This is a genomic window from Parabacteroides sp. KHUB-01 (genome assembly GCF_056640935.1).
In genome coordinates, this window is sequence record NZ_CM153256.1 from 3,248,619 (window position 1) to 3,262,963 (window position 14,345).

At 41.0% G+C, this 14,345-nt stretch carries 6 protein-coding genes and 1 pseudogene; 4 read left to right on the forward strand and 3 right to left on the reverse strand.

All coding sequences use genetic code 11. The features are described from left to right. Window positions 1-328: 328 nt before the first annotated feature. Window positions 329-3,949: a glycosyl hydrolase 2 galactose-binding domain-containing protein gene (locus ACYIAR_RS13740; protein ID WP_480330303.1), complete on the forward strand. Its 3,621-nt coding sequence runs from the start codon at window positions 329-331 to the stop codon at window positions 3,947-3,949. A gap of 309 nt (window positions 3,950-4,258) precedes the next feature. Continuing rightward, window positions 4,259-5,511: pseudogene (locus tag ACYIAR_RS13745) on the forward strand (glycoside hydrolase family 5 protein). An 83-nt stretch (window positions 5,512-5,594) separates the two neighbouring features. Here the strand turns inward: ACYIAR_RS13745 and nagA (ACYIAR_RS13750) are convergent. The 3 genes from nagA (ACYIAR_RS13750) to ACYIAR_RS13760 form a co-directional block, all read right to left on the reverse strand. Beyond that, on the reverse strand, window positions 5,595-6,755 hold the full coding sequence (nagA, locus tag ACYIAR_RS13750) for an N-acetylglucosamine-6-phosphate deacetylase (protein ID WP_480330305.1): 1,161 nt from the start codon (window positions 6,753-6,755) through the stop codon (window positions 5,595-5,597). 157 nt (window positions 6,756-6,912) lie between these two features. Continuing rightward, entirely contained in the window at window positions 6,913-8,079 is a 1,167-nt protein-coding gene (gene nagA / locus ACYIAR_RS13755; RefSeq protein ID WP_480330307.1) for an N-acetylglucosamine-6-phosphate deacetylase, read from the reverse strand. Window positions 8,080-8,175: 96 nt separating this feature from the next. Next, window positions 8,176-10,116 carry an ABC-F family ATP-binding cassette domain-containing protein gene (locus ACYIAR_RS13760; protein WP_480330309.1) on the reverse strand — a complete coding sequence of 647 codons (1,941 nt, stop codon included), beginning with the start codon at window positions 10,114-10,116 and terminating at the stop codon, window positions 8,176-8,178. A 90-nt stretch (window positions 10,117-10,206) separates the two neighbouring features. Between ACYIAR_RS13760 and ACYIAR_RS13765 the strand changes: the two genes are divergently transcribed. Next, entirely contained in the window at window positions 10,207-10,764 is a 558-nt protein-coding gene (locus ACYIAR_RS13765) for a DUF3332 domain-containing protein (RefSeq protein WP_480330311.1), read from the forward strand. 115 nt (window positions 10,765-10,879) lie between these two features. After that, the gene (locus tag ACYIAR_RS13770; protein WP_480330313.1) at window positions 10,880-14,212 is read left to right on the forward strand and encodes a glycoside hydrolase family 2 TIM barrel-domain containing protein; all 3,333 of its coding nucleotides are present in this window, start codon (window positions 10,880-10,882) and stop codon (window positions 14,210-14,212) included. The last annotated feature ends 133 nt before the right edge of the window (window positions 14,213-14,345 follow it).

Here is a 14,345-nt window from a genome sequence, read left to right on the forward strand (position 1 = left end):
TTATATATTAAGTTGCTCTCGAAAATAAATATATTTGTCTGTTACAAAGCTAATTAAAAAAATTGTATTGACAAGGAATTAGTGATAAGTTGACAAGAAGAATAGCTATTTTTCGCTTTTAATCATCTGAAAAAACTTGTCGACTTGTTTTCTTGTCAACTCGTTAACTGAAAGTTCCGTTTGTGAAGCTTGAATTATATTAATTGCGCCTCTCAAAAGCAAAACTGGAAAAGTTTTTTGTTAAATTATTTAATAGTCCGTTTCTTATATGTATTTTTGCAGAACATGGAAAACAAATAATCAGTGGATTACAACATATTTATATATAATGAAGGCAAAAATTGAAACGAAAAAACTGACTCGTGTGCTTACTCTATGCGGACTGGCAACAGCAACTGCTGCTATGTTCTGGAGTTGTACGGGAGCTGGAGCGTCGACTGAATCTTTCGAACGTTCTGATTACTACACTCGTGGTATTGGTCATTATCCAGGAAATCCTTCTGAGGATTTTTCTCCTGAGCTTAAACCGGATGATACATATCGTAATATAGCATTGCTTCGTGCGGCGTATCAGTCATCAAGCCATGACTATAATCTTGTGGCACAGCTTGTGACCGATGGTGTTATCACAGACAAGCAACCACAGTATTTGGATTTGATTACTCCTGATGGCGAAAAGCCACGCCGTGAGCGTGAATGGATGATTGACCAAGGTCCTTATTCACGTAATATCACTGTTGGCGAGGATACTTATTTCCAGTTCTCTCTGAATAATTACAGCAAGAAGGCTGACCAGGTTTATATGCGTGGTTCGGTTGCTTATGATGCAGCTAAGGCAAATAAAGGTTATGAAATTATTTGCCAGGGTTCGAACGACGGTAAGACTTGGGAAGAACTGGGCAAATCAAGCGGAAGCGGTCTGCCGGGAAAGGCTTCTTCATATAAAATGCATTCTGACCCTAACAAGCAGAGCGAAAAAGGTGATCTTCCTGTAAGAATTATCGATCAGACTATCAGTCTTGATAAAACAGGTGATTACTCTTATTATCGTGTTTGCTTCAAAATGGCAGGTGCTGCATACTGGACTCTTATGGATATGAATTTCCTTTATCAGAATGATATTGTGGAAATGAAACCTTCGCAGTTCTATAGCAGCGCTTGGATGAGTGAAACTGACAAGCAGGAATGGATATATGTTGATTTGGGCAGTGTTTCTTCATTTGACAAAGTGGTTTTGCACTGGGTAAACAAGGCTTCAAAAGGTAAAATCCAGACTTCGAACGATGCTAAGCAGTGGAATGATGTGGCAGAGTTGCCTGGCGGTGAATCTTTGACTGACGAAATAGCAGTTAAGGGTAATGCACGCTATGTGAGAGTGTTGATGGAACAGCCTGCCGGCGAAGGTCATTATGTCCTGAGTGAAATGGAAGTGATGGGTAAGGGCGGTTTGAAGGCTCAGCCTGTTGCTCAGCCTGCTGCGGCAAACGGTGAGATTGTTCTTTCAGGCGGTAACTGGAAATTGCAGCGTGCATCTGAAGTGACTGCTAAAGGTGAGGAAATCTCTACAGCTAATTTCAATCCTCAGAATTGGATTGTGGCAACTGTTCCGGGAACTGTGTTGAGCAGTTATGTAAATGTAGGTGCCGTGCCTAATCCGAATTATGCGGATAATCAGCTCAATATTTCCGAATCATTCTTCTATTCTAATTTCTGGTATCGTGATGAATTTGAAGTTCCTGCAGATTTCAAGAAAGAACGTGTGTTCCTGAATTTCGACGGTATCAACTGGAAGGCTAATGTTTATCTTAACGGAAAACAGGTTGGCAGAATTGAAGGTGCATTCATGCGTGGCAAGTTTGATGTAACTGAGGCTATTGTTGCCGGCAAGAATGTTGTTGCCGTTGAGATTATAAAGAATAACCATATCGGCGCAATCAAGGAAAAGAACAAACAAAGTACGGACTTCAACGGTGGTATCCTTGGTGCGGATAATCCTACGTTCCATGCTACTATCGGTTGGGACTGGATTCCTACAATGCGCGGACGTAACATCGGTATCTGGAATGATGTGAAACTTACTACAACTGGTAAGGTTACGGTGGCTGACCCATTGGTGGAAACTGTATTGCCTTTGCCAGATACAACTTCTGCAAAACTTACAGCTGAGGTTATCGTCAAGAACCACGATGCTGCTGCAGTGAAAGGTGTTCTTGAAGGTAAGATTGGTGATGTGGTGTTCAATCAGCCTGTTGAATTGGCAGCAGGAGAGGAGAAGACTGTTGTGTTTGACGCTGACAAATTCGAACAGCTCAACATAAAGAATCCTCGTTTGTGGTGGCCTAAGGGTTATGGCGCTCCTAATTTGTATGATGCGAACTTCACATTCAAGGTAGATGACCAGGTTTCTGACTCAAAAGATTTCAAGGTTGGTCTCCGCCAGATGACATTCAACGAGGACAACAGAATCCTTAATATGTATATCAACGGCCGCCGTTTCATTGGTCGTGGTGGTAACTGGGGATTCAGTGAGTCAAATCTGAACTATCGTGCGCGTGAATATGATGCAGCCGTAGCTTATCATGCAGATATGAACTTTACAATCATGCGTAACTGGGTTGGTATGATTGGCGACGAAGAGTTGTATGAAGCTTGTGATAAATATGGTATAATGATATGGCAGGACTTCTGGTTGGCAAACCCTGCTGACGGACCAGATCCATATTATCCTGAAATGTTCATAGCAAATGCAGAGGACTATGTTCGCCGTATCCGCAGCCATGCTTCTATTGGTATTTATTGCGGACGTAACGAAGGTTTCCCACCTGAAACAATCGACAAGGTTTTGCGCCGAATTGTGAAGGAAGAACATCCGGGATTACATTATATTCCAAGTTCTGCTGATGATGTAGTAAGCGGACACGGTCCGTATCGTATGCTTCCGGCTAAGACATACTTTACTCTTGAAACTGGTAACGACAAGTTCCATAGTGAACGCGGTATGCCAAACGTATTGACTTACGAAGGATTCCAGCGTACATATTCTCCTGAAGGAATGTGGCCTCAGTCTCACGAATGGGGTATGCACGACTATACATTGGAAGGCGCTCAGGGAGCAACTTCATTCAATGAAATCATTGCTAAAGGTTATGGCGAAGCCCAGAATGCAAAAGAATTTACTGAAAAAGCACAGTGGGTCAACTATGATGGTCACCGCAGTTTGTTCGAATCACGCAGCAAGAACCGTATGGGTCTGTTGATGTGGATGAGCCACTCTTGCTGGCCTTCAATGGTATGGCAGACTTATGACTATTACTTCGAGCCTACAGCTGCTTATTTCGCAATCAAGAAAGCTTCTGAGCCATTGCATATCCAGTGGAATCCGGCTACTGACGAAGTGGAAGTGGTCAACTATAGTGCAGGTTATCACAAGGGACTTACTGCAAAAGTTCAGGTGTTGAACATGGATGCAACAGTTGCTTGGGAAAAAGAAGTGAATGTTGACAGCAATGAAGACACTACAAACAAGTGCATCAAACTTGAATTCCCTCAGAATATCTCTAAAGTTCACTTCATAAAGATGTGGCTTATCGAGAACGGCAAAGTTATTTCAGATAACTTCTATCACAGAAGTCTGGAAGAAAACAACTACCAGGATTTGAACAAGCTTGAGAAAGTTAAGCTTACTTCAAATGTAACTTCTGCCAAGGGTGAAGATGGAAACTGGACTGCTACTGTTGTTGTTGAGAATACAACAAAGGTTCCGGCTCTTATGATCCGCTTGAATGTTGTAGGCGACAAGGATGGCGACCAGTTCTTGCCAATATTCTATTCTGACAACTATTTCGCATTGCTTCCGGGCGAGAAGAAAGAAGTCAGCATAAAATGGAAAGATGTTGATACTCGCGGTAATGCTCCTGTAGTTAAGATTACAGGTTTTAACGTGGAATAAGAATCTCAGGAATTTTGTTTGGAGCATAAATTTGACTCTGTAACAGAATAAACAATACAAAAGACACAAAGTCGTGGATTTGCCTCTGTTGGGCAAATCCCGGTTTGTGTCTTTTTACTTATATATAAAGGATTTCAAGTTTCGCAAGCTCAATTTCCATATAACGAGTTGACATGAAGACAAGTTAACAAGATTTTTGGATAATAATTTGTGAAATTACAGGTGTTCTGATCTTGTCAACTTGTGTCTCTGAAGCCTTGTTTATTTTTAAGTTGAGCAACTTGCGAAACTTAACTTAAATTACATATTATGAAAAAGATATTATTGTCAGTTATGCTTGCTTCTGCCATGTTTTCATGCCAGCAGCCTGTTCAGCAGGAAACCGAAAAGGTTGTTCCGGCAGAAGCTTTTGTTCGCGTTCAAGGACCGGATTTGATTAAGCCGGATGGAGAAAAACTGTTTATAAAGGGAACAAATCTGGGGAATTGGCTGAATCCGGAAGGTTATATGTTTGGATTTACTAAAACAAACTCTGCAAACTTTATAAATATTATGTTTTCGGAACTTGTCGGTCCGGATTTTACAGCTGATTTCTGGAAACAGTTCAAGGATAATTATATCACCCGAAAAGATATTGAATATATTGCTTCTACGGGGGCAAATACAATTCGTCTTCCTTTCCATTACAAATTGTTCACGGATGAGGATTATATGGGATTGACTTCCGCTCAGGACGGATTTGCACGTGTGGATAGTGTGGTAAATTGGTGCCGTGACAATAATTTATATCTGATACTGGATATGCATGATGCTCGGGCGGACAGACTGGAGATAACATTGATGATAGCTATGGCTATCCTTGGCTGTTTGAAAGTGAGAAAAGCCAGCAGCTGTTCTGTGATATCTGGAAGAAAATTGCTGAACGATATAAGAATGAGACTGTGATTCTCGGATATGAATTGATTAATGAGCCAATTGCCCACTATTTTGAAAATGCCGATGAATTGAATGCAAAACTTGAGCCTTTGCATAAACGTGCAGTTAAGGCTATTCGTGAAGTGGACAATAATCATATTATTCTTCTTGGAGCTCCTCAGTGGAACAGTAATTTCTCTGTTTTTACAGATGCTTCGTATGATGATAAACTGATGTACACTTGCCATCGTTACGGAGGTGATTCAACTGCTGAGGCTATAAGAAGTTATATTGCTTTCCGCGACAGCGTGAATCTTCCTATGTATATGGGTGAGATAGGACATAATACATTTGAATGGCAATCTGCATTCTGTAAGGTGATGGAAGAAAACAATATCGGATGGACATTCTGGCCATACAAGAAGAAAGATGATTCATGTATGATGGGCATCACAATGCCGGAAAATTGGGATAAAATTATTGCGTTCTCAGAAACGACAAGAAGCACTTACAAAGAAATTCAGGCAGCACGTCCTGACCAGGAAATTGTCAGGAAGGCTATGATGGATTTTATCAAGAACTGCCGTTTTGAGAATTGTACTCCTCAAAGAGAATATATTGAGTCGATTGGATTGAGGGCAAAGTAAACCTGGATTCGGTTGACTAGTTGATAAAAAAACAAGTTGACAAGATAAAATCCTTGTCAACTTGTCCCTGAAATATCGTCAACTTATATCAAAGTATTTGCTTCTTCAACCAAATTTCCCATTGACCATACGGCACGCAGATTCAGATTTCTGTCGAAAATAAGAATATCTGCATCCTTACCTTTCTGCAATGAACCTTTTCTGTCGTCAACACCGATTAGTTTTGCCGGAGTTTCTGAAGCCATTCTCACTGCGTCAGAGAAAGGAATACCAGCTTTTACTACAGTTTGAACAAGTTTGTCCATTGTGGCAAGACTACCAGCCAAAGATGAATGGTCTGCTAGTTTGCAAACTCCATCTTCTATGACAAATCTTGGGTCGACATTCGGATTTTCACATGCAGCATAAGCCAAAGCGTCAGTAACAAGACAAGTGCGTTCAACGCCTTTGATTTTATAGACAAGTCTGATAATAGTTGAAGGCAAATGTCTTCCGTCGGCAATTACTTCAACAGTCATGTTGTCCATCAGATATACACTTTCCACTGTGCCTTCATATTTATATTCGCGGCGCTTGTGGAATCCAGGCATTGCATTATAGAAATGTGCAGCGTGAGTGAAGCCGGCAGCATAAGCAGCCTTTATATCTCCATATTCTGCTTCAGTGTGAGTGATAGCAGTCATGATGCCTTTTGAGCGAGTATATTGCGCGAACTCGTGAGCACCTTCCAGTTCCGGACTGATATCCCAGCGTTTTATGCAATCAGTGCTTTCGATAAGTTCTGTATATTCAGCTTTGTCGATTCCTTTTATATCTTCAGCAAACAGATTTCCCGCCATTTTAGGGTTCAAATACGGACCTTCGATATGGAGACCTAGAATTGTGCTGCCTTTTTCTTTCATTTTTGTTTCGCAAACAGACACAGCCTGTTTGAGAGTGGCGAAAGAAGATGATGATATAGTCGGGAATATAGTTGTTGCTCCATGATTCAGATGAGCTTTTGTGGCAGCTTCGAAAGCTTCAGCAGTTGCTTGTTTGAAATCGTAACCACCTCCACCGTGCACGTGCATAGCGACGAAGCCTGGAACAATATACATTCCTTTGGCATCAATCACTTTAGCTCCGATTACGGCTAAATCACTATTTGTAATTTCAAGGATTTTACCGTCGCTTATAAGAACTGAGCCATCGTTAAGCCAACCTTGAGGAGTCAGTATCTGACCGTTTATAATTTGTGTAAGCATAGGCATTAATTTTTTCAAGTTTCGCAAGGTTGAGATTTTTGTTGACGAGTTGACAAGTTAACAAGGGAACGAGTTGACAAGGTTTTTTTTCCCTTGTCTCTGAAGCCTTGTCCACTAGTTATCTACAAGTCGAGCTTGCGAAACTTAAGCTAAGTTATTAAAACAGTTTGTTTGTTCCTTCAACAAGTTTACCCATCGCCCAAACAGCGCGGACATTCAAATCCTTGTCCAGAACCATAATATCAGCATCTTTACCTTTCTGTAATGAGCCTTTTCTGTCATAAACACCCATTATCTTTGCAGGAGTTTCTGAAGCCATTCTGATAGCATCTTCCAGTGGAATTTCTGCTTTCTGAACAATAGTTCTGATAAGTCTGTCCATTGTTGCAATACTACCGGCAAGAGCAGAACGGTCGGCAAGTTTACAAACGCCGTCTTCGATTATGACACGTGGGTCAAAAGCAGTGTCGCTGTCGCTTGCTGCACAAGCAAGAGCGTCTGTAATCAGACAAGTACGTTCAACGCCTTTGATTTTGTGGACAAGTCTCAATATTGTTGGAGGAACATGAATGCCGTCTGCAACAACTTCAACAGTCATGTTGTCTATCAGATATATACTTTCAACTGTTCCTTCATATTTGTATTCTCTGCGTTTATGGAACCCCGGCATTGCATTGTAGAAATGCGTAGCGTGAGTGTAGCCTGCTTCATAAGCAGTATATATATCTTCATATTCAGCCTGAGTGTGACCTACTGAAGCCAACACACCTTTCGATGTAATATATTTTCCGAACTGCATTGCTCCAGGTAGTTCGGGAGCTGCGTCCCAACGCTTGATGCAGTTAGTTTCTTCCAACAGCGGAATATATTCTTCCGGGTCCGGATTTTTGATATTTTCAGGCATTTGTCCTCCAGCCATTTTCATGTTGAAATAATGACCTTCGAGGTGAAGTCCCAATACAGGGCTGTCTTTTTCTGCCATAAGTTTTTCTGTAGTTGCGGCAGCCGCACGAATCATTGGAATTGTAGAAGACGATAAAGTAGGAAAAATACTAGTGGTTCCGTGTTGCATATGGGCTTTAACAGCAGCGCGGAAAGCATCTTCTGTTCCTTCCATAAAATCGCGTCCGCCACCACCATGAACATGTATTTCTACTCCTCCAGGAACTATATACATTCCTTTGGCATCAATTAAAGTAGCGCCAACAATTGCAAGGTCGCAGTTCGTAACTTCAAGAATCTTGTTGTCCTGAATCAGAACCGAACCATCTTTGAGCCATCCCTGTGGTGTAAGGATACGGCCGTTGATAATTTGAGTTAACATATACTTGGTTTTAAGTTTTTGCGTTTATTATTCTTCTACAAAAATAAGGACTTTTGGGCAACTTTTACAGATTTTATTGATAATTATTGCCTGTTTTTATCCTTGTGATAGCATTTCTTCCAGCTCCATGGTTTTTTCTGTCCATTCGTCCATTGCAGCTGAAAGAGCTTTTTTCTTTTCAGAATATTCTGAATATAAATTTGTGTCCGAGGCTCCGTCCGGTGTTGCAAGTCTGGCTTCGATATCGGCAATTGATTTCTCAATATCTGCGATTTTTTGTTCTGCTTCGGCTACTGCTTTTTCAAGTTTCTTCACAGCTTTACTCCATTCCTTGCGAGCTTCGTATGATAATTTATTCTGTGAAGGCTGATTGTCGGCAGCAACATTGCTTGAGGCAGATTGCGATGTCTTTTCAAGCTCTTGCAAGCTTGCCAGCTTTTTCTTTTCCAAAAAGTCGTAAATGCCGCCAAGATGTTCAACAACACGTTTGTTGCCGAATTCATAAACTTTCTCAACCAACCCGTCAAGGAATTCACGGTCGTGAGATACAACTATCACAGTTCCGTCAAATTCTTTAAGCGCATTTTTCAATACATCTTTTGAGCGCATATCCAAGTGGTTTGTCGGCTCGTCGAGGATGAGAAGGTTCACAGGCTCAAGCAGCAGACGAATCATGGCAAGACGACTGCGTTCACCTCCGGAAAGCACTTTTACTTTCTTTTCAGAAGCTTCGCCGCCAAACATGAATGCACCAAGTATATCTCTGATTTTAGTGCGGATATCACCTTGGGCAACATAATCCACCGTATCGAACACGGTCATGTTGTCATCCAGCAGTTGCGCCTGGTTTTGCGCGAAATATCCTATTTTTACGTTATGGCCGAGTTTCAGATTTCCGCCATATTCTATTTCGTTCATTATACACTTCACGAGAGTAGATTTACCTTCACCGTTCTTACCGACAAAAGCAACTTTTTCTCCTCTGCGGATAGTAAGGTTTACGTGTTCGAAAACAACATGATTACCGTAGCTTTTGCTCACCTCTTCTGCGATAACCGGATAAGAGCCGGAATGTGGGGCAGGAGGGAACTTGAGATTAAGCATAGCAGTATCAATTTCGTCAACCTCAATTCGTTCAATCTTTTCAAGCTGTTTAATTCTGGATTGCACCTGAGTGGATTTAGTTGCTTTGTAGCGGAAACGCTCGATGAAAGCCTCCGTATCGGCAAGCTTTTTCTGCTGATTTTCGTAAGCTCTTAATTGTTGTTCACGACGTTCTTTTCTTAGAACCACATATTCTGAATATTTTACTTTGTAATCATAGATGTGTCCTAATTCGATTTCAATAGTGCGTGTGGTTGTATTGTCGATAAAGGCACGGTCGTGCGAAACTAGTATGACTGCATTAGCTCTTGTGGCGATGAAGTTTTCAAGCCATTGGATAGATTCTATGTCAAGATGGTTTGTCGGCTCGTCGAGAAGAAGGACATCCGGACGGCGAAGCAGCAGCTTTGCCAATTCGATACGCATTCTCCATCCGCCACTGAATTCGGAAGTAAGTCTGCCGAAATCATCACGGCTGAATCCCAAACCAATCAAAGTACGTTCCAGTTCCGCATGATAGTTGTTGCCGCCCATCATCTGGAAACGTTCAGTAAGATGAGTTACATCATCAATCAGTTTCTGATATTCCTCTGATTCATAGTCCGTGCGTTCAGCAAGTTGCAGATTGAGCTTTTCGATGTCTTTTTCCATCTCATGGATATGCTCGAAAGCCAATTCTGCCTCTTCTTTAACAGTACGTGTATCTTTCAGTTGCATGTGCTGAGGCAAATAACCGATAGTTATGTCCTTAGGAATACTGATACTTCCGGAAGTCGGTGACTGGATTCCGGCAAAAATCTTTAACAAAGTTGATTTTCCTGCACCGTTTTTCCCTACCAGAGCTATACGGTCTTTTTTATTTACTACAAATGATATGTCATCAAACAGAGTGAAGCCTCCAAATTCAACAGTTAGTGCATCTACTGAAATCATACTATTTATTTTAAATTCTTTTGCAAAGATACATATATGATAAAGATATTTTCTATCTTCGCTAATATTTATCATTAAAAATGTACTAGTATGAAAAAGAGAAATTTTTTGATGTTGATTGCGGCAACTTTGGGTTCCAGCGTTTTGCTTTCTTCTTGTATTGGACCATTTGCTTTGACAAACAAGTTGCTTTCTTGGAATAAGAGTGTTGACAATAAGTTCGTTAATGAACTTATCTTTTTCGCCTTTTGGATTGTTCCTGTTTATGAAGTAACAATATTTTTTGATGCTATTTTGTTTAACTCAATTGAATTTTGGGGCGGAAATAATCCTGTAGCTGATGTTGGAAGTGTTAAGAATGTAGAAACATCCAATGGCACTTTCTTGGTAGAAACAAAGGAGAACGGTTACCATATTCAGAAAGAAGGTGAAAAAGCTACAATGGATTTGGTTTATAACAATGAAAACAAAACTTGGAGCGTAAATGCCGATGGTAAATCTTTTGATTTGATGCAGTTTAAGGATGAAGAAAACGTCGTTATGTTTTTGCCTGATGGTGGAAAAATGGACGTAGAACTTAATGCTGCAGGTGCTATGGCATTCAAACAAGTTGCAGAAGGATATTCTACTTATTTTGCTGCAAGATAATTTTTGTGTAGTTGCAAGGTTCAGTTGATAGTACAAAAATGATTGTATGCCAACTGAACCTTGTCTGTATTTAATAATGGCGCATAACTACATTAAACAAACATATAAATTTAACATGAAACACTCAGCTAGCACTTTGATGTTGTCTGGACTTATCAGTTTTGCTTCGATAACTTCAGCAATGTCTGAAAACGAAAAATTGCCATATTGGAAAGATATCCAGACAGTGGCAGTCAACAAGGAAGCACCGCGATCGGATTTTATGAGTTATCCGGACAAAGCCTCTGCCTTGACTTTGCGTTACGAGAATAGTCCTTATTATTCTTCTCTGAACGGAACATGGAAGTTCTATTTTGTTGATGGCTACAAGGATTTGCCTGAGAATATAACAGATCCTTCAGTAAGCACATCTTCCTGGAAAGACATTAAAGTTCCGGGAAACTGGGAACGTCAGGGTTTCGGTACTGCTATTTATACAAATCATGGCTATGAATTCAAACCGCGCAATCCAATGCCGCCAACATTGCCGGAGGAGAATCCTGTCGGTGTATATAGGAGAGATATTGAAATACCTTCATCGTGGAACAATCGTGATATATACTTGTATGTAGGTGGAGCGAAATCAGGATTGTATGTTTATCTGAATGGAAAAGAAGTCGGATATAGCGAGGACTCCAAGAACCCTGCTGTTTTCCGTATAAACCCTTATATCAATGAAGGAAAGAATGTTCTTACCTTGAAGATTTTCAGATGGAGCACAGGTTCTTATCTGGAATGCCAGGACTTTTGGCGTATTAGTGGAATAGAAAGAGATGTATTCTTGTGGTCACAACCGAAAACCGCTATACAGGATTTTCACGTAGTTTCAACTCTTGATGATAAATATGAAAATGGAATTTTCCGCCTTGGTGTTGATTTGAAGAACTCTATGACTGAGTCACAGCAACTCACTGCTTGTTATGAATTGATTGACAAGGATGGAAAAACAGTAGTTTCTGAAGAAAAGGATATTTGGGTAAGCCCATATGGTGTTCAGCGTGCTTCTTTCGACGCTGTTATTCCTACCGTAGAGAAATGGAGTGCGGAAACACCTTCTCTGTACAAACTTATTATGACGGTGAAGAATGGTGACCGAGTTGTTGAGGTTGTTCCTTTCCGTGTAGGATTCCGCCGTATGGAAATGGCTCAAACAGAAGAAAAGGATGCTAATGGCAGACCATATAATGTTTTCCTGTTCAATGGCAAGCCGGTCAAGTTCAAAGGTGTAAACATTCATGAGCATGACCCGAAGACCGGACATTATGTTTCGGAAGAAACAATGCGCAAGGATTTCGAAATCATGAAGAAGAATAATATCAATGCCGTGCGTCTGTGTCATTATCCTCAGGACCGCAAGTTCTATTCTCTTTGTGATGAGTATGGACTTTATGTCTATGACGAGGCAAACATTGAGTCTCATGGTATGTATTATAATTTGAGAAAAGGCGGAACTTTGGGTAATAACCCTGAATGGCTGAAACCTCACATGGACAGAACAATGAATATGTATGAAAGAAACAAGAATTATGCATCTCTTACGTTCTGGTCTCTTGGCAACGAAGCCGGAAACGGTTACAACTTCTATCAGACATATTTATATATAAAGAATAAGGAAAAAGATATGATGAACCGTCCGGTTAACTATGAGCGTGCATTGTGGGAATGGAACACTGATATGTACGTTCCTCAATATCCGGACGCAAACTGGCTGGAGAAAATAGGAAAGGAAGGAAGTGACCGTCCTGTCGTTCCGTCGGAATATGCTCATGCAATGGGCAATTCAACAGGAAGCTTCAACAATCAATGGAAAGCCATTTATAAATATCCTAATTTGCAGGGTGGATTTATCTGGGACTGGGTTGACCAGGGATTCCTTGAAGTTGATGAAAACGGACGAGAATACTATGCTTACGGAGGCGACTATGGCGTGAATGCTCCAAGCGATGGAAACTTTTTGTGTAATGGTATTGTAAGCCCTGACCGCACTCCGCATCCGGCTATGACTGAAGTGAAATATTCACATCAGAACGTGGCATTTGAACCGGTGGATTTGGCTGCCGGAAAATTTGCAGTCAAAAACCGCTTCTATTTTACGAATCTGAAGAAATATATGATTGTATATACTGTTTCGGCTAATGGAAAAACTATTGACAACAACAAGATTTCACTTGACATTGAACCGCAGCAGTCTGCCGAGCTTAATGTTCCGGCTGTTTTGCGTCTGAAACCGAAAGCAGATACAGAATATTTCGTGAATTTCAGTGTAGTTTCAGTATATGACGAACCCGGAGTTCCTGCCGGTCATGTCATAGCTCAGGAGCAGTTCCGCTTGCCTATTGAATCACCGGTTTCGGCATTCAAAACAAACGGACCTGAATTGAAATGCTCAACTTCGGGCGATTTGCTTTCTGTCACTTCATCACGTCTTTCATTTGTATTTGACAAGTCAAAAGGAATTGTTACTTCATATAAGGTGAAGGGAACAGAATATTTTGCTGAAGGTTTCGGCATTCAGCCTAACTTCTGGCGTGGACCAAATGATAATGATTATGGAAGCCAGCAGCCAAAACGCGAACAAATCTGGAAACAGAGCAGCAAGGATTTCAATGTCACAGAAGCTACATTGAAGAAAGACGGAGAAAATGCTGTTCTTTCTGTTTGCTATCTTTTGCCGGCAGGAAATCTTTATGTGATGAATTATACTGTTTATCCTAGCGGAGCGGTTAATGTCCGTGCACATTTCACATCAACCGAGCTTACTGAAAACTCAACAGAAATGTCTGAGGAAACTCGCACAGCAACATTCTCTCCTGGTCGTGAGGCTGCACGTGCCGAAGCATCGAAGCTTAATGTTCCACGTATTGGTGTGAGATTCCGTTTGCCTGCCGAAATGAATAAGGTAGAATATTTCGGACGTGGTCCTGGCGAAAACTATTGCGACCGCAATGCCGGAAGTCCGGTAGGCGTTTACAAGACTACTGCCGAAGATATGTATTTCCCATATGTTCGTCCTCAGGAAAATGGACATCGCACCGACACAAGATGGCTGAAACTTACAGTTAATGGCAACAAAGGTCTTCTTATCAAAGCTGACAGCCTCATTGAATTTAATGCCCTGAGAAATTCAGTTGAGGATTTTGATGATGAGGAACAAGTTGCATTGCCACGACAGTGGGGAAATCTTACTCCGGAGCAAGTTGCCAACCAAAACGAGGAAGAAGCAAAGAACGTGTTGCGCCGTCAGCATCATATAAATCATGTTGAACATCGTGATTTCGTTGAAGTTTGCGTAGATTATCGTCAGCAGGGTGTTGGAGGATTCGACAGCTGGGGTGCTCGTCCGGAACCTCAATATACATTGCCGGCTAATAAAGATTATTTGTGGGGATTCACATTTATTCCTTTATAAGAAATTAGTAATTTAAGTTTCGTAAGTTGCTTAACTTAAAAGTAAACAAGGTTTCAGATACAAGTAAACAAGAGTATAATATCTGTAATTTAACTAACTTCGCCACAACTGTGGTTTGATTTCGCCACAGTTG